The organism is Acinetobacter sp. IK31, from assembly GCF_035615195.1.
Lineage (GTDB): Bacteria > Pseudomonadota > Gammaproteobacteria > Pseudomonadales > Moraxellaceae > Acinetobacter > Acinetobacter calcoaceticus_C.
In genome coordinates, this window is the sequence record NZ_JANBOB010000016.1 from 168,199 (window position 1) to 191,865 (window position 23,667).

Genomic DNA, 23,667 nt, shown 5'->3' on the forward strand with positions numbered 1-23,667 from the left:
AAAAAATTATAAAAGTAAAAGCTATAGACAAATGTTTTAAATCAACTTAATTTTATAAAAATGTTCACAATTTCGTATGCTTGAGTAAGTGGTTAATATATGACCAAAGTCGCATTGTTTGGACTTTGAAAGAGTCATCATACTGCAAAGGCATGCAAATAAGATCCAGTAAAATAATAGCCACAGTCTCGAGATGGGATGCACAAGATCAAGGAAGTTGCGTATGAATGAGATCTATCCAGTACCAGAGGAATTTAAAAAAACAGCTCGTACTGTTGAAGCAGACTACTTTAAACGTTATCAACACTCTATCGAGAGTCCAGATGAGTTCTGGGCAGAGCAAGCTAAAATTGTCGATTGGATAAAGCCATTTACCCAAGTTAAAAATACGAGTTTTGACAAAGACAATTTCAAAATTGAATGGTTTGCCGATGGTGAGTTGAACGTGTCAGCAAATTGCCTAGACAGGCATCTTAAAGAACATCCACATAAACCTGCAATTATTTGGGAAGGTGACCATCCTTCTCGCCATAAAATCGTTTCTTATAAAGAATTACACGATGAAGTCTGCCGCTTTGCTAACGTTTTAAAGAAATATGGCATTGGTAAGGGTGATCGTGTTGTGCTCTATATGCCAATGGTCACTGAAGCTGCGATTGCCATGTTAGCCTGTGCGCGTATTGGCGCGGTTCACTGTGTAGTATTTGGTGGTTTCTCACCAGACTCTTTAGCAAGTCGTATTGAAGATAGCCAAGCTAAACTTGTGATTACAGCAGACTCAAGTCTACGTGCGGGTAAGTTGTTACCACTCAAAGAAAATGTTGATTTGGCTTTAGCGTTACCCAGCACTGAATGCGTTGAAAATGTGATTGTGGTTTACCGTAATGCGAACCCGATCGAAATGAAGCCGGGCCGTGATTTGTGGTATCACCTTGTCATTATGGAAGTTGATGCAGATTGTCCGCCAGAGCCTATGAAGGCAGAAGATCCATTATTTATTCTCTATACTTCTGGTTCAACAGGTAAACCAAAAGGGGTCTTGCATACCACTGGCGGTTATCTGGTTTATGTGACAAGTACCTTTAAAGAGGTATTTGATTTAAAACAAGATGATGTGTACTGGTGTACGGCTGATGTAGGCTGGATTACAGGACATAGTTATCTCCTCTATGGACCGCTGGCAAATGGCACCACGACTTTAATGTTTGAGGGCGTGCCTCAATACCCAACATGGGCACGTCTTGGTCATGTGGTCGACAAGCACAAAGTCTCTATTTTATATACGGCTCCAACCGCGATTCGCGCCATGATGCGAGAAGGTGATTCGTTTGTGCGTGAAAGTAACCGTAGCAGCTTGCGTTTACTCGGTTCGGTCGGTGAGCCTATTAACCCTGAAGCTTGGAACTGGTACTACAACGTGGTCGGTGAAGGCCGCTGTCCAATTGTTGATACGTGGTGGCAAACTGAGACAGGTGGTATTTTAATTGCACCGTTACCAGGTGCAACCGCGCTAAAACCCGGTTCGGCAACACGTCCGTTATTTGGTATTCAACCTGCCATTGTAGATGGTGAAGGTAATGAGCTAGAAGGGGCGGTAGAAGGTAATTTAGTTATTAAAGATTCATGGCCGGGCCAGATGCGTACCATTTGGGGTGACCCAGATCGCTTTATTGAGGCTTACTTCTCGACCTTTAAAAATACTTATTTTACAGGTGATGGCGCCCGCCGTGATGAAGATGGCTATTACTGGATTACGGGCCGCGTAGATGATGTCTTAAACGTTTCAGGTCACCGTCTGGGTACGGCTGAAATTGAAAGTGCTTTGGTATCGCATGAATCAGTAGCAGAAGCTGCGGTGGTGGGAATGCCACACGAGATTAAAGGACAGGGTATTTGTACTTTCGTGACTTTGCAGGCTGGTGTACCTGAGTCAGAAGAGTTGCGTAAAGAGTTAATTAACTGGGTACGTAAAGTGCTTGGACCAGTGGCTTCGCCAGATGCACTACACTGGGCACCAGCATTACCTAAAACGCGTTCTGGAAAAATCATGCGCCGTATTTTAAGAAAAATCGCGGCAAATGAGTTAGATAGTTTGGGAGATACTTCAACCTTGGCTGAGCCAGCTGTGGTAGATCAGTTAATTGCAACGGTCTATCCAGATAAGCAAAAGTAAAATTTAAAAAAAGCCCCGTTTGGGGCTTTTTATTTTTTAATGTTTTTCTAAAAACTCTGCTGTGCTTTGTACATCAGCAAACATGCTTAATGCAGCTAAAAAGGCATTTTGTACGTCTTCAGCTTTCACGATTTTACCGTTGAAGGTTAAATCGCGGGTAGCTGTTGCATCGCCAATTAATATAGGTTCATAGCCACGTTCTTTTGCAGCTCGGGTTCCTGAATCAATACAAATATGTGTCATCATGCCTGTAATAACAAGTTGCTCAATTTGATGTGCTTTTAAAAGTTCATCTAAATTGGTTTCTAAAAAACTATTTGGATAATGCTTTATCACGATCAATGAATCACTGCCAGCATTGAGTTCAGAGTGAAGCAAAACACCGTCGGTATTTTCTTGAAAGAAGCTGGCCTGTGGTGGGCTAATATGTTGCACATAAATGATTGGGAGATTTTTCTCGCTAAAATATTGTTCGAGCTGCTTTATTTTTTCTAAGGCTTGATCAGGTTGTACCAATTCCATTTTGCCATTTTTAAAATAATCATTTTGTACGTCGATAATTATCAATGCTTGTTTCATGAGATCACTCTTGTTCATATGAGATAAAACAAGGTTATTCTCTACTGGCAAAATCGGCTATAGTCAGATGAAAGCATTACCGCCAGTTTTCTTTCGCCATGAAAAATGAATATTGAATTAGACCCGATTGATCTAAAAATTATTGCATTGCTCAAACAAGATTCCCGTCTGACAAATAAAGAAATTGGGCAACGTGTCCACCGGACAGGACAGGCAGTAGGAGCCAGAATTGCTCAGTTGATGGATGCAGGTGTCATTAAAAATTACACCATTGCCGTTCAATACAACCATAAACAATTTATTCATTTGCATTTAAATGAACAACGTGCATTTGAAGAAATTGAAAATTTAGTCAAGCAATATGAACAAATAGATGAATGCTTTAAAGTCATGGGAAACGCGTGTTATATGATCGTCAGCCATTTCGAACCCGCAGCATTAAATGAATTTATTGAGAAACTTTCAAAATGGTGTCGCTATTCGGTTGAAACAGTCATTCGAGAGGTTGAGAAATCTTAAAAATAAAGGCTCCCAGCCGAGTCTTGGAGCCAATAAGTCTTTATTTTTAATTTATTGTTTTTATTGTCTTGCGCTGCTTTAACTGAAGTTTTTTAGGCTGATTTGGCTTGAATTTCTATCTCCTTTTCTTGTTGAAGTTCTAATTGGCGCACAAGAGGTAGAACTTTTTCCCCAAAATATTCTACCTCTTCAATGAAATGTAAAAATCCAGAAAGAATCAAATCAACACCTACATCTTTAAGAGCCACAATACGCTCTGCAATTTGCTGGGGTGTACCAATTAAATTGGTTTTAAAACCATCGTTATATTGCACTAGATCTTCAAAACTTGATTTCGCCCAGTTACCTTGTTGCTCTGGTGAAGCTGCACCTGCTTCACGTGTTGCATCGCCAAACGCATTTACCGCTTCGGTGTTGGCTTTATCAATAATTTCTTGAAGTACCGTTTTTGCTTCTTCTTCGGTATCTCTGGCAATAATGAAGGCATTTACCCCAATTTTGACATGGTGGTTGTTGGCTTTTGCTTTGGTACGAATGTCTTCGACTTGTTTTTGAATTTCTTCGACCGTATTACCATTGGTGAAATACCAGTCAGAAACACGTGAGGCCATGTCACGTGCAGCACGGGAGCTACCGCCCTGAAACACTTCTATATAAGGTTTTTGCAGAGGTTTGGGTTTAAGTGTGTAGTTTTGAAATTGGTAGTATTTACCATCGAAGCTATAGTTGTCTGTAGTCCAGATTCCTTTTAGCGTACGGATAAATTCTTCAGAGCGGACGTAGCGTTCATCATGCTCTGGCCACTCTTCCCCAATCGCATCAAATTCCCCTCTAAACCAGCCACTTACTACATTAATGGCAATACGGCCTTCGGTTAAATAATCAATGGTTGCAAGTTGCTTTGCTGCGAGTACTGGTTTCCATGGGCCGGGCAGAATTGCAGCAATGACCTTAAGTTTTTCAGTTTTTGCAAGTAATGCATGACTGAAACTGACTGACTCATGCTGATTTTCTGCCCCATAGCCCGCCGTAAAACGAATTTGGGTGAGCGCATATTCAAAACCATTGTTTTCGGCAGCTTGTGCAAGGCGAACATTGTAGTCATAACTCCAGTCTGTACGCTGTTCGATGTTACTCACGACAAGGCCACCGCTCACATTTGGTACCCAATAAGCAAATTTAATCGGCTGTTGTAATTGCGTCATGGTGCGTTCTCCCAATTCGTTATTTTTATTTAGGCATATTGCGGTTAGGCAACATGCGTTAATGATTTGCCAGTCTTATGATGCAAACGAGATTCTGCTGCATCAAGATTTGGTACCGCTGCTGAAGGAAGAACTTCTTCTTGTTCAATCTGTTTATTAATCCCTAACTCTTGGTTCGCTTGCTGAGATTTAGATTTGATGACTTCAGCACGCTTACCTTTTGCTGGCGCCCATTCTAAAATTGGTAATGCACGAGCCACAGCTAAGGTAATGCGGTCAGATAACTGCTCACTTTTCACTGTGTATTCAGGAGTAAAGTCTCGATCTGTCGCATATACCCCAATTGGTAAAGTTTGTGCTTGAAAGAAACTAAACAATGGACGAAGCTGATGCTCAAGTACAAGCGCATGACGATCACTACCACCAGATGCAGCTAAAAGTACAGGCACATCAACTAATGCAGTTTGTTCAACAAAATCGAAGAAGTGTTTGAAAAGACCTGTGAAAGAGGCACGGTAAACAGGTGTACCGACAATTAAAGCATCTGCTGCTTCAACCGCTGCGAGGTCATCTTGTACACGCTGTGGAAGTTGATTGCGATAAAATGCGCCGCCTAATAACGGTCCAATTTCGCTTAATTTAATGAAATGAACTTTAATATCGATGGCTTCAGATAATTCATCAAGAATGGCTTGAACCAGACTTTCCGTTTTAGATGGGGTATTTAAGCCACCAGAAACAGCAACAATATTCAAAGGTTTTGGTGATGAGATACCAGTCATAATTTGGTTCCTAAGCCTAAAAAAGGTGATTGGACCTATTAATCAACAACGACGGTAAACTGTAAAATAACGAAATTGGTCAACCTTATCTGTTTTAAAGATAAAAGATAAATAGTGGATTTTTATACTTTGTTTCTTAATTAAGTAACTGTTTTTATTCTATATAATTATTGGTGATATATTTTTTATAATAAAAAGGAAGCTTATATAAAAAACAGATTAATTTTGATTAAAAGTTCAAAAACGTCTGAAAATTTTTGCTAAGTTCTGCATTTATCAACATTTTGCATAAAAATGGATAAGATGAACGTATCTTTCATCTAAATAGTAGGGTTACAATAGGCCATAATTATGCTCAAGATTACTTTAATCGCTTATGAATATTTTAATCGTTGATGATCATCCTTTGTTTCGTCATGCTTTAATTCAAGCAGTACGTTATAGCCTGCCACAGGCACAAATTCATGAAACAGCTTCGGTTGATGAGTTTTATGAGCGTTTGGAAAATGGGGCAGAACCTGATTTGGTATTGCTCGATTTAAATTTACCGGGTGCTTCAGGCTTTTCTGCTTTGGTTTATGTGCGAGCACAGTATCCAGCTATTCCAATTATTGTGGTTTCTGCACATGAAGAAACTTCAATCATTCAGCGTGCGATTGCACATGGCGCGATGGGTTATATTCCTAAATCTGCTCATCCAAGTCATATTGGTGAAGCGATTCGTCAAGTCTTAGAAGGTGATATCTGGTTACCACCTAACTTGCCATCTAACCTTAATCTTGACCCGAGAGCGGCAGAGGAAACTGCTTTAGCTGAACGTATTCAATCTTTAACACCACAGCAATTTCGTGTTTTGATGATGGTTGCAGAAGGCTTGTTAAATAAACAGATTGCCTACGAGCTAGATGTTTCAGAAGCAACGATTAAAGCCCATGTGACAGCCATCTTTAGAAAATTGGGTGTACAAAACCGAACACAGGCTGTACTGGCCATTAGTGCATTAAATATTGAAGATAGAAAAATCTAAAATTAAAAAAAAGACCTCAATTGAGGTCTTTTTATATGTGTGAATTAAGCAAGGCAATCTTGTTTTGGGGTTAGGCTGTCGCAGTACAATGGGTTGAGTGCACATTGCAAATCATCAATCTGTTCTTGAGTCACATAACCTTTCGTTTTTAAATATTCAGCCACGCGGTCATCGCGAAGACTTAAGAACGCCGCATCATAAACACCCAAATCAACAAACAGGGCAGCGGTTTCAAGGCTATTAAATCGATCTAGAAAAATATCATTGCCATACATTAAGAAGATATGGTCGAGTTTTGCTTTTGCATCAACATGTAATCGTTCAGCAAGTTGATCTGGATGAGTCTTAATAAAAAGTAGGTCAGAGAGTTCATCAAACTGAGTCATATCTAACTGATTTTCTCCGAGTTTGACATGGCCAAGCCAAGCTTTGAAAACGAGTACTGCTCCACCGCGAAGTAGCATGCTCCAGATTTGATGACGCGTATCGTGATCAAGGTTTTCGCTTTCAGTGGTAAGGACCTGTAAGAATTTCTCTTCTTGTTGGCCTAATTTATCAAATAATCCTAAACCTTGCGGGTGATAGGCTGCTGGAGCAAATACATCAAAATTCAAATCATGAAAAATATTAAGTGCCAAAGGAACAGCACATTGATAAATCGTATTTAATGCCTTGATATGTGCTTCATTCAGTTTGCTGTTGAGAAAAATACTTCGCCAATCTAATTCAGGAAGTAAAGCATTGGCACTATATTGACGATAAAACTGTTGAGATGAGAGTTGGTTTTGTGGGCTGTTATCAGAAATATTCATAGCAATTGTCCTTTGCATTAATTCGTGAGCAGGGATGCTTAATATAGAAATCGGTTAAAAAATAGTTATACATTTATCAAATGCGTTTGGAATAGTTATGTGTCATCAAGAATGCAAGTAGAATAAGACTAAAGTCGTATGTGGTGGCTTTATGTATATAATAATTTTAAAAAACAAATGCTTATTAAATTGTAACTAGGTGTACACGTGTTCACTTACAAAAAAGGTGGGCTTTGCCATAGGAAAAAGGGCATTGGAAAGTTTGGTCAATTATTTCTTGGGTAAAAGTAGACTTTTTGAGCAGTTCTGCCTATTGGCTTAAATTAAACCTATAACTTTTGCCAAAAATCTCTCCCAGACCTATAAAAAAGCTGGGAGAGAAGATATTTAATCTGCCGCGCTGGCAATTTTAAGTCCCGATAACCAAGCTCTTAATGAAGCTGGTTTAAGCGGTTTTTTGAGTAAAACAATATTAAGTTCTTTCAATTGTTGAGGTAACTCTGGATGGGAGTCAGCTGTAATCAGGGCAACTGGAACATCATGCTGTCGATTTTGCAAAATAAAATCGACGCCGAGTTGGTTGTTATTCAAGTGTTGGTCGATGAGCCAGACCTGAATATTTTCCTTTTGAATAATCTCAAGCGCCTGTTCTGGTTCAGTAGCTTTAAAGACTTGATATCCCCATCGACCGAGTAAACTACTCATACCTTCTAAAATAGTTTCATCGTTGTCTAAACACAAAATTCGATAGGCTTTGGTTTTTAATGGCACTGTCTGCACGGCTGGGGTGATCACTTTTGGCGCTTCTACCACTGGAACTTCAATCATAAAGCATGAGCCTTTATTGAGCTGCGAATAGACATGAACAGGGTAATTCAACAAGCTTGTCATACGCTGCACAATAGCAAGTCCTAAGCCTAAACCTTGCTCTCCCCAAGGTGACAGATGTCCACAGCGTTCAAATTCTTGAAACAGTTTAATTCGCTGTTCTTCTGCAATTCCGGGGCCTGTATCCCACACACCAATACGAATATGGCCTGACTTTTGCGCCGAGCGTAGAACGCCTACAATCACTCGGCCTTTGGCTGTATAGCGCAGAGCATTGCTGACAAAGTTCTGAATAATACGTCGAATCCATTGTGGATCTGTATCAATCCAGAACGATACATCGTGAACTTTGAGTGAAATATTTCGCTGAGCGGCAATTGATTTAAACTGTAGTTCAAGATCACTGAGTAAATCATGCAAAGGATAAGGTTGTCTTTTTGGCTGTATGCTACCGCCTTCTAAACGGGCAATATCGAGTAGGGCAGAGAGCATACTTTCCGCGCCATATAGAGCACGATCAAGTTGTTGTAAAGTCTGACGATCTTCTTCTGTCGCAATGCTTTGTTCAAGAACGGTACTAAAGAGGCGAGCCGCATGCATCGGTTGTAATAAGTCATGACTTGCCGCAGCAATGAAACGGCTTTTTGACATATTGGCCATATCTGCTTGTTCACGTGCAAGCTGTTGTTCTGTTAAAGCACCGGCAAGCTGTTGGGTTCGGTCTTTTACTCGGGCTTCAAGTATTGCCTCATTGGTACGGAAGGGTGTAATGTCGGCAAAGGTTGTCACAAAGCCGCCACCTGAAATCGGGTTCCCACGCATTTGAATGACGCGGCCATCTTTACGGATTCGTTCGAACTCATGTGCGCTTCCTACTTTCATCCAGTGCAAGCGTTTACGGACATGTTCTTCGACTGAACCGGGACCACATTCGCCTCGCTCAGCGTTATAACGAATCAGGTCGGCAATTGGACAGCCAACGTACACTAAGTCTTTTGGATATCCAAACAGTTTTAAATATTGGTTATTCCACGCCACCAGACACATATTTTTATCAACTACACTCACCCCTTGAGTCATGTGGTCAATCATGGTCATGAGTAAGTTCTGGTTAAAACGTTGCCATTGTGAGGCTTGGTCCAAAATATTAGCCACTTGGCCCAACGCCAGACCATTATTGATCATTGCTGTAGTGAGCAAAGTACGGGCAGAAGCAGCGCCGATAATACCGGCTAGATATTGCTCGGTAAAACGCCACCACATGCCATTCGCAATACTATTTTCATTCAATATTAAATGATTTTGCTCACAAAAGTTTTCAAATGCTTGGGTTGTTGGCTGTTCACCTGTAATTCTTTTAGCAAGGGCGAACAGATCACCTACTTTTAAACGTGCTGCATCGTGGGGTAAATAGGTTAAATCGGTAGATGTATGCGGTGAAGGTAGCGGTTTTGTTTCATAATAGAAAAAGCTTTCTGCCTGAATTTGCTCAGCCACGCTTGGCCGATAAATTTTTGAAATCCAGATATATAAAAGAATATTTAAACCGAGAGACCAAATAACGCCATGTGTTAAGGGTGCAAATGATTCAAAACCAAAAAGTGACTCTGGACGTAACCCATTAATTCCTAAAGGGCCGAAAAGTAAAATGTGTTGAGCAGTTTCCTGATAGGTTTCTGGCAAGCTACGTAAAATAGTTGGGACGAGTAAAGTGTAGCTCCACATTAAAAATCCAACGATGAGTCCTGCATAAACACCTTGGCGACTTCCACCCCGCCAGTACAATCCGCCAATGAGGGCCGGTGCAAACTGAGCAACAGCACTAAACGCTAATAAACCAAATACAGAAAGCTGGTTAATATCATTAAAGAAATGGAAGAATAAAAAACCAAGTAACATGACCGCTACAATGCTAATACGGCGGCTAAATTTAAGAACTTTAGGCAAATGTTTATCGTGCCGTGAAAGTAACTTAAAACGCCAGAGTGCGGGCATAATCAAGTCATTACTGAGCATGATAGACAACGCAACTGAAGAAACCAGTAACATACCGGTTGATGCAGAGAACCCCCCTAAAAAAGCCAGTAAAGCCAACCCTTCTTGGTTATAGCTAAGGGGTAATGACAACACGGCAACATCGGGTACAGTCAAGAACTTCGGTGCTGCATGTAAGGCCCAGCTTGCGATCGGAATAATGGCTAAAATCGTTAAAATGAGATAAACCGCAAACCATTTACGCGCACCACGGATATGCTTTTCGTCACGCAGTTCAACTACTGCGACATGAAACTGACGTGGTAAGCAGATAATTGCTAAACCTGCCAATAATGTCTGAATCCAGAATGTTTCAGGCACTCCAAAGAGTTGAACTTCCTGAAAGGTTTGGTTCACATCGGCTGTAACTTGTACAAGGTTTGCTGGTGTTTCAAAAATAAAAAATAAAGCGACGCAAATAAGTGCGAATAATTTTACAAAAGATTCAAATGCGACGGCTAACATGAGGCCACCATGTTGCTCGGTATTTGCAATTTGCCTTGTACCAAAAATCATGGCCAAAATAGCCAGTACACTGGTTAAAAGCAAAACACTATTGGTAGTTGTATGAATATGAGCATTCTGTTCCATAATGACAGAAGTACTTAATGCAATCGCACGTAACTGTAAGGCCAGATAGGGAATAATTGCGATTACAGCCAAAATGGTAACCAGTGATGCCAATACCCCACTTTTTCCATAACGTGCTGCAACAAAGTCAGCAATAGATGAGATGGCGTGGTGTTGGCGTACCCGACCTAAACGCCGCCAAATGTCATAACCGAACCAGACAAATAAGAGAGGACCTAAGTAAATAGGCAAGAAAATGACGCCTTCTCGGACAGCTGCTCCAGTCGCGCCGTAAAAAGTCCATGATGAACAGTAAACGCCTAGTGTTAAGCTGAACAAGAACATGCGGCCACGTGTACTCAGACGGCTGGCATGCTTTTCACCAAAAAAAGCACAAACAAATAAGAGTGCTATATAAAGGGTGAGTACCCCAATAATCAGCCAGCTGTTCATATGACTCACATGATTAAAACCTTGTGCCTATCATACCGCAAGCAGAAACAAAGCTATAAATTGATTAAATTTTAACGACCAAAGTCTAAGTTACGAATTACACGTAATTTTGCTAACTTTAATCCTGAGAAACTACTATTAAAAAAGTGGCCAAGGCTGGACACAGGGCAAGGAGTTTGGTTATGGATCAGAACCAAGTAGAACAGATTCTACACAATCCAAAGTTTCAAAAGATGGTCAAGAAAAAAAGTGCATTAAGTTGGACGCTCACAGTCATCATGTTAGTGCTTTATGTGGGCTTTATGCTACTTGTGGGCTACAACAAAGAATTTTTGATGAGTTCATTTAGTGGTGGTGTAACGACATGGGGAATCCCGCTAGGTTTAGGAATTATTGTTTTATCTTTCCTACTATGTGGCGTGTATTCTTTTATCGCGAATAGGACCCTTGACCAGTTGAGTGAAGAAGCGTTGAAGGAAGTTGAAGCCATCGCGCATGAGAAAGGACTACACTAATATGAAATGGAATTCATTAAAGGCGAAAGTCTTGCTGACAGCAGCATCGCTATATTCAACGGTAGCTATGGCGGGTCCTGACTTAGGTGAAGCTGAGCAACAGGCGACTAACTGGCATGCCATCATCATGTTCTTAATTTTTGTTGGTTTCACTTTGTTTATTACCAAGTGGGCTGCAAAACAAACCCAATCAACACAAGATTTCTATACCGCAGGGGGTGGCATCAGCGGTTTCCAGAATGGTTTGGCAATTGCTGGTGACTATATGTCTGCCGCATCTTTCCTTGGTATTTCTGCGTTGGTGTTTAGTTCGGGCTTTGATGGCCTACTTTATTCTCTTGGGTTTATGGTGGGTTGGCCAATCGTTTTATTCTTAATTGCAGAACGTTTGCGTAACCTTGGTAAATATAACCTTTCAGATGTAGTTTCATTTCGTCTTGAAGAAAAACCAGTACGTACTTTAGCTGCGGTCAGTTCGCTTGTTGTTGTAGCATTTTATCTTATTGCTCAAATGGTAGGTGCTGGCCAGCTCATCAAATTACTATTTGGTTTGAACTACAATATTGCTGTCGTCATCGTTGGTTTATTAATGATGGCCTATGTAATTTTTGGTGGCATGTTGGCAACCACATGGGTACAAATTATCAAAGCGGTCATGTTACTCAGTGGCGCAACCTTCATGGCATTCATGGTGATGAAAGCAGTCGGTTTCAGCTTCAGCAATATGTTTAGCCAATCAATTGAAGTTTTTAGTAAAGTACACGATGTCAGCTTGACCGATGCTGCAAAAATTATGGGACCAGGTAAACTTGCGGCAAATCCGATTGATGCCTTGTCTCTGGGTCTAGCATTAATGTTTGGTACAGCAGGTCTACCGCACATCCTTATGCGTTTCTTTACAGTAAAAGATGCGAAAGAAGCTCGTAAATCAGTTGTAGTTGCGACAGGTTTTATTGGTTACTTCTATCTTCTAACTTTCATTATTGGTTTTGGTGCGATTCTTTTCGTTTCAAACAACCCGCAGTTCCTTGATGTTGCAAAAATGGCAATGACAGGCAAACTTGAGCTTGTTGGTGGTAACAATATGGCAGCCGTGCATTTAAGTGACGCTTTAGGCGGTGACTTATTCATGGGCTTCATTTCAGCAGTAGCGTTCGCGACTATTCTTGCTGTTGTTGCTGGTTTAACACTTTCAGGTGCATCTGCAATTTCGCATGACTTATACGCTAACGTATTTAAGAAAGGCAAAACTACACCAGCTTCTGAACTTCGTATGTCAAAAATTGCGACACTTGGTTTAGCTATTTTTGCCATGATTTTGGGTATTTTGTTTGAAAAGCAAAACGTCGCTTTCATGGTGGGTTTAGCGTTCTCTGTCGCGTGTTGTGCAAACTTTCCGGTTCTTGTTCTTTCAATGTTCTGGAAAGGCTTAACGACTCGTGGGGCAGTTATTGGTGGTGTTGTTGGGCTTCTAATGGCAGTGACATTAATTATTCTTTCTAAAGCAGTTTGGGTCGATACCTTAAAAATTTCGGATACACCAATTAATCCATTCAATGGTCCTGCATTATTCGCAATGCCATTGTCTTTCTTTTGCTGTTGGTTATTCTCGGTTACTGACAACTCTACGCGTGCTAAAAAAGAGCGCGCTGCTTTCGATGCTCAGTATGTTCGCTCAATGACAGGTATTGGAGCATCTGGTGCCTCGGATCACTAAGCGCAATATTGCTATCTAATTTTTGAAAAAAGTCCTACGGGGCTTTTTTTATGCTTATTTAATTTCCAATTTAGGGCTTAGATATTAATAAAGAATAACTTGTTTGCCTTGTTTTGTGTACAGTATGATTTGCTAGACCTCAAAAAGCATAATGAAACAAGGAAAATAATAATGCGATCTATCATCGAGTTCTGGGCGAGCTTTCGATTGCTACCTTCTGCATGGTTGCTACTTGTGCAATTTATCTTACTCATTTTGGCTATGCTGACTTTTCATGATGTATTTTACCGTACCCTAACATGGGCTTTAGGAGTGCTGGCCTTACTCATTATTGCCAAGGTTATTCGTCAAACCCCAATGTTTACTTTTCTCGGGTTAACATTTGTCAGTGGGGCGATTATATCCTCGGTATTTATTTTATTAGGATATGGAAATTTATACGTTCAGGTTTTTGCGCATGGTTGTGAAGCGCTAGCGTATTTTTCAGCAGCTTATGGCTTATTTCGTTATATGTTTGCCGATCAGTATTTAACAAGAGATGAGCTGTTTGCAGCAGCAGCAGTCTTTACGCTTATCGCATGGGGGTTTGCATTTTTATATAACATTTGTCAGCTTATTCTTCCGTCTAGCTTTCAAAATCCAAATAACGTGCACCACTTACAAACTTGGTTAGATTTATTATTTTTAAGCTTTAGTTTGCAGTCGGCTACAGGCTTGTCTGATTTAATGCCCCTTAGCCCACCAGCACGCGTTTTAGCCATGCTCCAAATGTTCTGTGGCGTCATGTATTTAGCTTTAATTGTGACTCGATTAATTGCTTTACAATATATTACCCACCTCCCTAAAAAAAATTCAGATAAATAATGTAGAAGGTGTTTTAATTTATTTACACCTTTGTAACTGCAATATTCTTTAAGTTTAATTAGAGTATTATCGGCTTTCTCAATTGAAAGGCCTAACTTCGTTCATTCTATGAATATCTTATCGGCATTTAAGCCTGTCACTCGTCATTAAAATAACATGGAGGATTTATGCCTTCCAAACAACCCGGTTGGTTCGCAAACGTTAATCCTAACGTATTTTTTGGTACGGTCATTATTATTGCTCTGTTCTTAGCAGTTGTTGTGATCGCTCCGAGTTCTTTTGAACTTTTAACGCAACACTTGAAACAATGGATCACTGACTCGTTTAGCTGGTTTTATGTTTTATCTGTTGCTTTCTTTCTCATCTTATTGATTTATATCGCCTGTTCATCAATTGGACGTATTAAATTAGGCCCCGACCATAGTCAACCTGATTATAATAATGGGTCTTGGTTTGCCATGCTGTTCACCGCAGGTATGGGAATTGGCTTAATGTTCTTCGGTGTTGCTGAACCCGTTATGCATTACGTTACTCCCCCGAGCGGTGACGCACAAACAATTGATGCGGCCCAGCAAGCGCTAAGAGTTACCTTTTTCCACTGGGGGCTACATGCTTGGGCGATTTATGCTTTAGTGGGATTGGCTTTAGCTTACTTTGCCTATAGACATAATTTACCTTTAAAGACACGTTCTGCACTTTATCCTCTCATCGGTAAAAAGATTTACGGCCCACTGGGCGATAGTATTGATATTTTTGCAACGATAGGAACTGTATTTGGTGTCGCAACATCTCTTGGTTTTGGGGTAACCCAGATCAATTCCGGTTTGCATTATTTATTTGGTGTCGAGCAAAGTACCCATGTTCAAGTTTTACTCATTATTTTCGTTAGTATTTTAGCATCTTTATCTGTTTTTTTAGGTCTAGATAAAGGTGTAAAACGCCTATCAGAAATAAACTTGGTTTTAGCTGTAATTCTCTTAGTATTTATTTTTATTGCCGGCCCAAGCATTTATTTGCTCCAGACAACCATTCAAAACACTGGGCAATATATTTCTAATCTTTTTACCATGACATTCAATTTATATGCTTATCAGCCAAATGGTTGGATTGGTGGTTGGACAATTTTGTACTGGGCTTGGTGGATTTCTTGGTCACCATTCGTGGGAATGTTTATTGCCAGAGTGTCGCGTGGTCGTACTATTCGAGAATTTATTGTTGGGGTTTTGCTTATTCCAACAGGCTTCACTATTATCTGGATGGGCTTTTTAGGAAATGCTGCGCTATTTAGTATTATTCATGAGCATCAAACAACTTTAATTCAGGCTGTTCAACAAGATTCGTCAGTTGCATTATTTGAATTTCTAAATCATTTACCTTTCTCTGGGGTAATGAATGTCTTGGCAACTGTTTTAGTGGTTTTATTTTTTGTCACCTCCGCTGACTCGGGTGCATTAGTGACCGACTATTTAACTGCAAAAACAGAAAATTCGCCAACATGGCAACGTCTGTTCTGGACAGTACTGATGGCTCTACTCGCTATTATTTTATTGTTGGTAGGAGGTTTGGCTGCACTTCAATCTTCAATCATTATGAGCGCACTCCCATTTACAGTCGTCATGCTATTTATGAGTTGGGGGTTAATAAAGGCGCTGCATCTTGATGTCACTAAAATGACTGCTATTCAAGAAGCGAGAATTACACCGCGCGCTATTCATAATCCGCGGAGCTGGCAACAGCGTCTGGGATTAATCATGCACTATCCTCATAGTGAAGCAGAAGTAAAACAGTATATTGAAAAGCAGGTGAGCGGTGCTTTTGAAAATATTAAACATGAGTTTAGACGCCGTCATCTGGAAGTTTCAATTAGTCAACTTGAAGATGGTATGCAGCTTAGAGTAGACCATCATCATGAAATTAATTTTATTTATAAAGTTGTTTCACGTGAAACATTACCGCCAAGTTTTCTTATGGGACGTACTGAAGCGGAAGATGGACAATACTTTCAGGCAGAAGTCTTTTTACGAGAGGGCGGTCAGAACTATGATGTGATGGATTGGACTCAAGAAGATTTAATTCAGGACATTATTGATCAATATGAACGTCATCTGTATTTCTTAAATATTGTACGAAGCTAATATTTAGGCATTAAAAAAGGACTCAATTGAGTCCTTTTTTAATTCGATTTCTAAATTAAATTAGAAACGGAATTTAGTATTTAAGCCGATAGTTTGTGTGTCGTAGCTAGTAGAAGCATTTTTAACGTCAGCTTTCATGTACGATGCACCAACTGCTAAAGCTGGAGTAATGAAGTAGTTTACGTTACCACCCCAAGCTTGACGGAATTCACCAAGTTCATTACCTTTGATGTCAGCTACGCCATCGTTACCCACGAAAGATGCGCCAACACTTAACTTAGGAGTTAAGTAAAGGTCAGTTTTTAAACCGTATTGGTTTTCTTCACCGAAAGCACCAGCAGCTTCAAAACCAATTGCCATGTTAGTTCCATCGATTGGACCTACATATTTAGCACGTGCTGTAATAGCATCTTGGTCATCTTGAATCGCAGCAGTTTGGTTTACAGCAGAGTAGATACCGTTGCTGATGATGCCAAAGTTGTCTAAAGCGAATTGGTTAGCAACACTTGTATAACCAACAGTCATCAAGAAGTTAGGTAACAACATAGCACCAACTTCTAATGCATAACGGTCACCGTTGTCATCTTTAGAGAAGTTGTTTTTACCATCAACATCAGTGTGGTTGTAAGTTGCGCTAGCATATACAGGAAGGTAAGGTGTAGGAACGTAAGCCTCACCTTTAACACCGTAAGTACCAACGTGGTAGTTTACGTTGTTTTGGTCATACTGTTGGTAGCTATAGCCTACAGATACGTTAGAAGCTTGGTTCAAGAAAGCCGCTTCAGCTAAAGGACCTTTAGTGGTATCAACATTTTTTAAATAGTATGTACCAGCAACGTCACCAGTGAAGTTTTTATCATTTGCAGTTGTGTCAACATATTCAGATTGACCTTGAACTTCAAATTGATAAGCATGAGCACCGGTCATGGCTAATAATACAGCAGTGGCTAAACCAAGTTTTTTCATAATCATTTCCAGCAATAACAAGAGATAAAGCTGGGGTCATTGTATTGTAACAATTTATGAAGTCAATAATGAAAAAAAGGAATGTTAAAGATATTTGACACTTATGTAAAAAATGGTGAAAAACTAATCAAATGAAAAGTAAATTGTCAACCTGGTAAAAAAATGAACATTTACAAGAGACTAATAATTATATTTCATAAGGAATTTAGTAGTAAATGTTTAAAAGTTATTACAATAATAATTGGAAAAATAGATTACATTAATCGGTTTTAACATTAATAAAAGTATAATATTGTTTACAGAGTGGATAAAAAATCACCTATTTCTTATCAAATTAGTATTATTTTGAGTAATAGTTAACGATATTTAGATTAGTTTAACTAAAAAATTTAACTATTTTTAGTTATTATATAAGTGAATAAAATAAAAGAAATCTCTATTTTAAATTGAAAAAACGATTAAATTTTAAATTCTGATTAATTTAATCGGCTTTACAAAAGTAGAGACAAGTCACATAATTTAATTGCAAAGTTCACTGCCTAACATTTTTTAGGATTTAAAGTGCTTTTCCAGATACGATGTGCATAGCACATCAGATTTTATGAGCTCAGCTTTCCCCAAGGTTGAGCTTTTTTTTATCTATAAGAAAATCTTAAAATTATAATAAGAATTACATGAAATTTAGTTAAAAAATATTAGACCAAAAAGAACCCAGCTTAAAGCTGGGCAGTGGATGCTGGGAGAATTGCATCCAAGAGGATAACTAAATACGTTTTACTATCATTGCTAAATATTTTTAATCTGTAAAATAGAGTTTTTTCATAAAAGTAATTTAATTTTTCGATACAGTTTATTATTTAAGCTTACTAAAATGTAGGAACCGTATAATTATTAAACGAGAAATGAAGGGGTTATTGATGAAATTCTAGTTATTAAAATGCTAGGATGGATTTAAGCCTAATTTATATAGTCGTAAAAATGTCAGGACATTTACGGAGTACGAGCTAGAAATGTCAGGATTACGTTCAGAGCACATCAGTAATCGACTGTTCTTTTTTATGCTGGTTATTATTTTGTCCCTATTATTCATGGCAATACCACTTATTGTGGGAAGCTATCAGGATTATATAAAAACTAGACAAGCCTTAGCCGAAATAAAAAGTTTAAGAGCGGTAGCCGATATTGCCTATAAAATTTCTAAGGAGCGTGCTCCAGCTAATAAAATGATGTCGAGTAGGCCTGATAATTTATTGAAAAATCAGCAAGAATTAAAAAAATTTCGTTTAATTGTTGATGCGCAAATTGATACAAGCATTCTTATCTTAAAACAAGCCGGTTATATTTCATTAGCAAATGAGCTGCAAACCAACTTTAAAGAAAATCTTAAACAAGCTCGACGTGTCGTTGATTATTACGGTGAAACTTCATATGAAGCGAGAACTTCCGTCCAAATGGATAATGCTATTTTGGGGATGTTTGGAGTATGGGATAATTGTAGAGAAATACTGCAAAAATTGATGTTGCAGCTAAAAAGTAAAGATAGCCGTATTTCTAATTACTTTACGCTGATTATAGTCCTGACCGATATGCGAGATCAGGCGGGGCGGATGGCATCTAATATTATTGCTCCTGTGAGCTTTAATGAAGAAATTCCAAGTAATAATCGTGCACGTTCCCTGCAAACTCAGCATCAAGCTCGATATTTATGGATTTTGGTTGATACCTTACAGCCTGAACAGGCAAAGAACCCTAAATACCGTCGCTTATATTCCCAAGTGAAAACAGAATTTATAGATAAAGGTATTCCGATTGTAGAAAAGTTATTAGAAGAAAGCCAAAAAGGAGAGCCATATTATTTAAATGGCACTCAATTGACAGAAGCAATCGTGGGTAAATTTACCACTGTGGTTGATTTACAAAGTTATATTCTTGATGAAAGTGTAGTGATTGCATCTCAAGAAAATGTAATTGCTCGAAATGGTTTTCTTTTGACTTTATTAATTTCTTTAATTTCTTTAGCCACAGCGTTACTTACGCTTAATTATGCACAAAGAAGAGTGTTTTCTCCTTTAATAAAAGCAAGAACTTTAATTTTAGATTTATCGCATAGTTCTAATCATTGGACAGATGAGATGAATGTAACAACAAAAGGTGAATTCCTTTCCCTATTTGAAGCGATTGATCGATTACAGCGTATGTTGCAACAACGCGATGCTTTTGAATTTCAATTAAAGAATATTGCTAATACTGATCCATTAACTGGTGTGTCCAACCGTCTAGCTTTATCTGAATATTTAAAAATTGTTGAAAGCTATCCTCAAAAATTTACCCAGACCTGTTTAATGATTATAGATATAGATCGTTTTAAACAGGTGAATGACCAATATGGGCATATTGTGGGTGACCATGTCATTGTCAGTATTGCCGAGCAATTAAAGCAAAATATCCGAAGTTCGGATTTAATTGTTCGTTATGGTGGAGATGAATTTTTAATATTGTTAGAGCAGGTGCAATTTGTAGATGCTCGCCTTTTAGCAGAAAAAATTCGTAGTGCTATTTCTTTAGAAGAAATTGATTTATCTGGTTCAGACGAAAAATTACATGTGTCTGTCAGTATTGGTTTTGCGATAGGAGCTGCGAGTTGGATTGAGCTTTTAGAGAAGGCTGACCGTTCACTCTTAAGAGCTAAAGCTCGAGGACGAAATGTGGTTGAGGGATAAAAAAGCCGGAAATGATTTCCGGCTTTTTATTCAATAAATTACTTCAACATCGGTTTTAAGAAACGACCTGTATGAGAAATTTCAACATCAGCCACTTGTTCAGGTGTACCTTCAGCAATGATCATCCCGCCGCCTGAACCACCTTCAGGGCCTAAGTCGACAACCCAGTCAGCTGTTTTAATCACGTCTAGGTTATGTTCAATCACCACAATGGTATTACCCTTGTTGCGTAGCTCATGCAAGATATCAAGAAGTTTTGCAATATCGTGGAAATGAAGACCTGTGGTTGGCTCATCCAAGATATATAAAGTTTTACCCGTATCTCGTTTTGCTAACTCACGCGCTAGTTTCACACGTTGTGCTTCACCACCAGAAAGTGTGGTTGCAGCTTGACCTAAGCGAATATAACCGAGACCCACTTGAGTTAAGGTTTCTAAACGACGATGAATGACAGGAATTGCACTAAAGAATTCGGCAGCATCTTCAACGGTCATTTCTAAAACATCAGAAATGTTTTTGCCTTTATAGCCTACTTCAAGTGTTTCACGATTGTAGCGTTTGCCATGACATGCATCGCAAGGCACATACATGTCTGGCAAGAAGTGCATCGCGACTTTAATCATGCCGTCGCCTTCACATGCTTCACAGCGCCCGCCTTTCACGTTAAATGAGAAACGTCCTGCGCTGTAACCACGGGCTTTTGCTTCTGGTGTTTGGGCAAATAATTCACGGATTGGGGTAAATAGTCCTGTATAGGTCGCAGGGTTAGAGCGTGGCGTACGACCAATTGGACTTTGGTCAATATCAACGACTTTATCAAGATGTTGAAGACCATCAATTGCATCAAATTTTTCAGCAGTTAAAGTCGTTGCACCATTAAGCTGTGTCGCCGCTAAAGGTAGCAAAGTACGGTTAATCAGCGTCGATTTACCTGAACCTGAAACGCCAGTCACACAAGTCATAATGCCGAGTGGAATGGTTAAATCGACATTTTTTAGGTTATGACCGCTCGCACCTGAAAGTTTGATGAACTCGTCTGGACGTGGCGATTGAGTCCGTTGTTTTGGTATCTCAATTTTGCGTTTGCCTGAAAGATATTGACCTGTGAGCGAGTCAGGATGGTTAGCCAATTCATCATAAGTTCCTTCGGCAATAATCACCCCACCATGAATACCTGCGCCTGGACCAATATCAATAATATGGTCGGCTGCACGAATTGCATCTTCATCGTGTTCAACAACCAGTACCGTATTACCCAAATCACGTAAGCGAATTAAGGTTTGTAGTAGACGGTCATTATCACGTTGATGTAGACCGATCGATGGTTCATCAAGTACATACATCACACCCATTAAACCCGCACCAATTTGTGAGGCTAAACGGATACGCTGTGCTTCACCGCCCGATAACGTTTCGGCAGAACGGGCCAGACTTAAATAGTTCAGACCAACGCTCACCAAGAAGTGTAGACGTTCACGAATCTCTTTAAAGATTTTATCGGCAATTTCGCCTTTGGCACCTTCCAGATTTAAGTCTTGATAGTAGCTTTCGGCATCACCAATCGACATGCGGGTAATGTCGGCAATAGTTTTGTCTTTAACACGGACGTTGCGTGAAATTTCATTTAAGCGTGAGCCATCACAGGCGTCACAAGCTGCGTTAGATAAATATTGAGCTAAATCATCACGTACATAGTTACTTTCAGTTTCACGGTAACGACGTTCCAGATGTGGCAAAATTCCTTCAAAAGGTTGTACACGTGTGTGTTTGCGGCCACGTTCATCGATATAACTTAAATCGATTTTTTCTTTGCCCGTACCTTGTAAAAATTTCTTTTGAGTATCTTTATCTAACTGGTTCCACGGTGTATCCAGTTGAAAACCAAAATGATCAGCAACTTTTTGTAGCATTGAGTAATAGTAAGGACGCTGACGATCCCAACCACGAATTGCTCCTTCACTAATCGCAAGATCAGGAGTTGGAATTAATTTCTCAGAGCTAAAGTGACTGCGTGTACCTAATCCATCACAAACAGGGCAGGCACCGAATGGATTGTTAAATGAAAATAAACGCGGTTCGAGTTCTGCCACAGCACGATCACATTCAGGACATGAATGTTTTGCAGAAAAAACGCGATCAGGATGTTCACCATTCATCCATGATAAAACTGCAATATCACTACCTAAACGTAAAGCGGTTTCAAATGATTCAGCAATACGATTACCTAAGTCTTCACGTACTTTAAAACGGTCAACTACAACTTCAATAGTGTGCTTTTTCTTTTTGTCGAGTTCAGGTGGTGTATCAATATCAATGATTTCGCCATCAACACGTGCTCGTACAAAACCTTGACCTTGTAGTTGTTCGAACAAATTACTGTATTCACCTTTACGTTCACGAACCACTGGGGCAAGCAACATAAGCGATGTGCCTTCCTCCAGCGTTTTTACCGCATCTACCATTTCAGAAATAGTTTGCGCAACCATCGGTAAATCATGCTCAGGGCAATAAGGCGTACCGACACGAGCGTAAAGCAAACGCAAATAGTCATAAATTTCGGTAATGGTACCGACAGTTGAGCGGGGGTTGTGACTGGTAGATTTTTGCTCAATCGCAATGGCTGGAGACAGACCTTCAATCGAGTCTACTTCAGGCTTTTCCATTTGCGATAAAAACTGACGGGCATAGGCCGAAAGTGATTCGACGTAACGGCGTTGTCCTTCGGCATAGAGGGTATCGAAGGCAAGAGAAGATTTTCCTGAACCTGATAACCCCGTAATTACCACAAATTTGTCGCGTGGAATATCGAGTGACACATTTTTTAAATTATGGGTACGTGCGCCTCGAATACGGATATGACTTTGGCTCATAAAACATCTCAATATGTATTGATGAAAATTTAGTTGTTGATCGATCAGCTATGTGTTGCACGGCTATTTAGAAACAACAGACCATATATGATAACGATTTAAAATTGTTCAAGTGGTATAAAATGATTTAAAGCGACAAATTGTGACGGTTAAACGACAATCGACAAAATTTGTTTAATTTTTCAGGTTGTATTTTTAACACTCATCACTTTAGATTTCCACTTTAAGTCACAAACAAAATGAAGCAACATAATTTTACTAGACGACTGGTCTAATAGTTGTTTATGATGTATGCATGAAACGACTAAATAAAAGTGAAACCACCCGTCAACATATTTTGGATACCAGTTTTGAGCTGGTATTACACAAAGGTTTTGTCGGTGTTGGTTTGCAAGAAATCTTAAAAGCGTGTGACGTACCTAAAGGTTCGTTCTACCACTACTTTGCTTCAAAAGAGGCATTTGGCTGTGCTTTGCTAGAGCAATACATGGCCAACTATAAAGTGCGTATGGAACAGCTTTGGCAGCACAGTGAGCAAAGTGCCCACGCCCGTTTAATGGCGTTATGGCAGGCATGGATTGATGATCCGGTAAATGGTAGCTGGGCTGAAAACTGCCTGATTGTGAAGTTGGCAGCCGAAGTTTCTGACTTGTCAGAAGATATGCGTCAAATTCTCAATGACGGTGTGCACAAATTAACGCAACGTTTGGCTTTGCTACTCAAAGAAGGCCAACAAGAAGGATCAATTCCAAAATATATTGACCCTTTGAAAACTGCCCAAGTGATGTATCAGTTATGGTTAGGTGCAGCTTTACTCACAAAATTGTCGCAAGACAAAGCGCATCTACATCTAGCTTTAGAAACCACCCAACAACTCTTAAAACCGATAGAGGAATAA

The 23,667-nt window shown here is 39.5% G+C and carries 16 protein-coding genes; 9 read left to right on the top strand and 7 right to left on the bottom strand.

Features of this window, described 5'->3' with window-relative positions:
• The first annotated feature begins 223 nt into the window (after positions 1 to 223).
• Positions 224 to 2,173 carry an acetate--CoA ligase gene (gene acs / locus MSG66_RS09420; protein WP_324653835.1) on the top strand — a complete coding sequence of 650 codons (1,950 nt, stop codon included), beginning with the start codon at positions 224 to 226 and terminating at the stop codon, positions 2,171 to 2,173.
• A gap of 36 nt (positions 2,174 to 2,209) precedes the next feature.
• Here acs and MSG66_RS09425 read toward each other — a convergent pair whose 3' ends face one another.
• Positions 2,210 to 2,752, bottom strand: a complete 543-nt coding sequence (locus MSG66_RS09425) for a cysteine hydrolase family protein (protein ID WP_042895740.1) — start codon at positions 2,750 to 2,752, stop codon at positions 2,210 to 2,212.
• Positions 2,753 to 2,857: 105 nt separating this feature from the next.
• On the opposite strand from MSG66_RS09425, the gene MSG66_RS09430 reads away from it, so the two are divergent.
• Complete coding sequence (locus tag MSG66_RS09430; RefSeq protein WP_042895737.1) at positions 2,858 to 3,271, top strand: Lrp/AsnC family transcriptional regulator; 414 nt, start codon at positions 2,858 to 2,860, stop codon at positions 3,269 to 3,271.
• 92 nt (positions 3,272 to 3,363) lie between these two features.
• Here MSG66_RS09430 and sfnG read toward each other — a convergent pair whose 3' ends face one another.
• Together sfnG and msuE are read right to left on the bottom strand one after the other, a co-directional pair.
• Positions 3,364 to 4,476 (bottom strand): dimethylsulfone monooxygenase SfnG, encoded by a 1,113-nt coding sequence (gene sfnG, locus MSG66_RS09435; RefSeq protein WP_133971282.1) that lies wholly within the window; start codon positions 4,474 to 4,476, stop codon positions 3,364 to 3,366.
• A 44-nt stretch (positions 4,477 to 4,520) separates the two neighbouring features.
• Positions 4,521 to 5,258 carry an FMN reductase gene (msuE, locus tag MSG66_RS09440; protein WP_133971284.1) on the bottom strand — a complete coding sequence of 246 codons (738 nt, stop codon included), beginning with the start codon at positions 5,256 to 5,258 and terminating at the stop codon, positions 4,521 to 4,523.
• Positions 5,259 to 5,634: 376 nt separating this feature from the next.
• Between msuE and MSG66_RS09445 the strand changes: the two genes are divergently transcribed.
• Positions 5,635 to 6,285 (top strand): response regulator, encoded by a 651-nt coding sequence (locus tag MSG66_RS09445; RefSeq protein WP_042895731.1) that lies wholly within the window; start codon positions 5,635 to 5,637, stop codon positions 6,283 to 6,285.
• A 44-nt stretch (positions 6,286 to 6,329) separates the two neighbouring features.
• On the opposite strand, the gene MSG66_RS09450 is transcribed toward MSG66_RS09445, so the two are convergent.
• Both MSG66_RS09450 and MSG66_RS09455 read right to left on the bottom strand, forming a co-directional pair.
• Positions 6,330 to 7,097 (bottom strand): hypothetical protein, encoded by a 768-nt coding sequence (locus tag MSG66_RS09450; RefSeq protein ID WP_324653838.1) that lies wholly within the window; start codon positions 7,095 to 7,097, stop codon positions 6,330 to 6,332.
• Between the two features lie 387 nt (positions 7,098 to 7,484).
• Positions 7,485 to 10,982 (bottom strand): PAS domain-containing hybrid sensor histidine kinase/response regulator, encoded by a 3,498-nt coding sequence (locus MSG66_RS09455; protein ID WP_324653839.1) that lies wholly within the window; start codon positions 10,980 to 10,982, stop codon positions 7,485 to 7,487.
• 182 nt (positions 10,983 to 11,164) lie between these two features.
• Between MSG66_RS09455 and MSG66_RS09460 the strand changes: the two genes are divergently transcribed.
• The 4 genes from MSG66_RS09460 (at position 11,165) to MSG66_RS09475 (ending at position 16,213) form a co-directional block, all read left to right on the top strand.
• The gene (locus MSG66_RS09460; RefSeq protein ID WP_133971290.1) at positions 11,165 to 11,497 is read left to right on the top strand and encodes a DUF485 domain-containing protein; all 333 of its coding nucleotides are present in this window, start codon (positions 11,165 to 11,167) and stop codon (positions 11,495 to 11,497) included.
• 1 nt (position 11,498) lies between these two features.
• On the top strand, positions 11,499 to 13,214 hold the full coding sequence (locus tag MSG66_RS09465; RefSeq protein ID WP_262473120.1) for a cation acetate symporter: 1,716 nt from the start codon (positions 11,499 to 11,501) through the stop codon (positions 13,212 to 13,214).
• A 171-nt stretch (positions 13,215 to 13,385) separates the two neighbouring features.
• The gene (locus tag MSG66_RS09470; protein ID WP_003654029.1) at positions 13,386 to 14,078 is read left to right on the top strand and encodes an ion channel; all 693 of its coding nucleotides are present in this window, start codon (positions 13,386 to 13,388) and stop codon (positions 14,076 to 14,078) included.
• Between the two features lie 167 nt (positions 14,079 to 14,245).
• Positions 14,246 to 16,213: a BCCT family transporter gene (locus tag MSG66_RS09475; protein WP_133971294.1), complete on the top strand. Its 1,968-nt coding sequence runs from the start codon at positions 14,246 to 14,248 to the stop codon at positions 16,211 to 16,213.
• A 60-nt stretch (positions 16,214 to 16,273) separates the two neighbouring features.
• Here MSG66_RS09475 and omp33-36 read toward each other — a convergent pair whose 3' ends face one another.
• Complete coding sequence (omp33-36, locus tag MSG66_RS09480; RefSeq protein WP_042895717.1) at positions 16,274 to 17,179, bottom strand: porin Omp33-36; 906 nt, start codon at positions 17,177 to 17,179, stop codon at positions 16,274 to 16,276.
• Between the two features lie 1,010 nt (positions 17,180 to 18,189).
• Here omp33-36 and MSG66_RS09485 point away from each other — a divergent pair.
• On the top strand, positions 18,190 to 19,899 hold the full coding sequence (locus MSG66_RS09485; RefSeq protein WP_324653844.1) for a GGDEF domain-containing protein: 1,710 nt from the start codon (positions 18,190 to 18,192) through the stop codon (positions 19,897 to 19,899).
• 38 nt (positions 19,900 to 19,937) lie between these two features.
• On the opposite strand, the gene uvrA is transcribed toward MSG66_RS09485, so the two are convergent.
• Positions 19,938 to 22,769: an excinuclease ABC subunit UvrA gene (uvrA, locus tag MSG66_RS09490; RefSeq protein ID WP_324653846.1), complete on the bottom strand. Its 2,832-nt coding sequence runs from the start codon at positions 22,767 to 22,769 to the stop codon at positions 19,938 to 19,940.
• Between the two features lie 295 nt (positions 22,770 to 23,064).
• Between uvrA and MSG66_RS09495 the strand changes: the two genes are divergently transcribed.
• Positions 23,065 to 23,667 (top strand): TetR/AcrR family transcriptional regulator, encoded by a 603-nt coding sequence (locus MSG66_RS09495; RefSeq protein WP_324653848.1) that lies wholly within the window; start codon positions 23,065 to 23,067, stop codon positions 23,665 to 23,667.

What these genes read in the sequence shown, in the direction of transcription:
- acs (WP_324653835.1), top strand. Translation starts at nt 224, where the DNA reads ATGAATGAGATCTATCCAGTACCAGAGGAATTTAAAAAAACAGCTCGT.
- MSG66_RS09425 (WP_042895740.1), bottom strand. Translation starts at nt 2,752, where the DNA reads ATGAAACAAGCATTGATAATTATCGACGTACAAAATGATTATTTTAAA.
- MSG66_RS09430 (WP_042895737.1), top strand. Translation starts at nt 2,858, where the DNA reads ATGAATATTGAATTAGACCCGATTGATCTAAAAATTATTGCATTGCTC.
- sfnG (WP_133971282.1), bottom strand. Translation starts at nt 4,476, where the DNA reads ATGACGCAATTACAACAGCCGATTAAATTTGCTTATTGGGTACCAAAT.
- msuE (WP_133971284.1), bottom strand. Translation starts at nt 5,258, where the DNA reads ATGACTGGTATCTCATCACCAAAACCTTTGAATATTGTTGCTGTTTCT.
- MSG66_RS09445 (WP_042895731.1), top strand. Translation starts at nt 5,635, where the DNA reads ATGAATATTTTAATCGTTGATGATCATCCTTTGTTTCGTCATGCTTTA.
- MSG66_RS09450 (WP_324653838.1), bottom strand. Translation starts at nt 7,097, where the DNA reads ATGAATATTTCTGATAACAGCCCACAAAACCAACTCTCATCTCAACAG.
- MSG66_RS09455 (WP_324653839.1), bottom strand. Translation starts at nt 10,982, where the DNA reads ATGAACAGCTGGCTGATTATTGGGGTACTCACCCTTTATATAGCACTC.
- MSG66_RS09460 (WP_133971290.1), top strand. Translation starts at nt 11,165, where the DNA reads ATGGATCAGAACCAAGTAGAACAGATTCTACACAATCCAAAGTTTCAA.
- MSG66_RS09465 (WP_262473120.1), top strand. Translation starts at nt 11,499, where the DNA reads ATGAAATGGAATTCATTAAAGGCGAAAGTCTTGCTGACAGCAGCATCG.
- MSG66_RS09470 (WP_003654029.1), top strand. Translation starts at nt 13,386, where the DNA reads ATGCGATCTATCATCGAGTTCTGGGCGAGCTTTCGATTGCTACCTTCT.
- MSG66_RS09475 (WP_133971294.1), top strand. Translation starts at nt 14,246, where the DNA reads ATGCCTTCCAAACAACCCGGTTGGTTCGCAAACGTTAATCCTAACGTA.
- omp33-36 (WP_042895717.1), bottom strand. Translation starts at nt 17,179, where the DNA reads ATGAAAAAACTTGGTTTAGCCACTGCTGTATTATTAGCCATGACCGGT.
- MSG66_RS09485 (WP_324653844.1), top strand. Translation starts at nt 18,190, where the DNA reads ATGTCAGGATTACGTTCAGAGCACATCAGTAATCGACTGTTCTTTTTT.
- uvrA (WP_324653846.1), bottom strand. Translation starts at nt 22,769, where the DNA reads ATGAGCCAAAGTCATATCCGTATTCGAGGCGCACGTACCCATAATTTA.
- MSG66_RS09495 (WP_324653848.1), top strand. Translation starts at nt 23,065, where the DNA reads ATGAAACGACTAAATAAAAGTGAAACCACCCGTCAACATATTTTGGAT.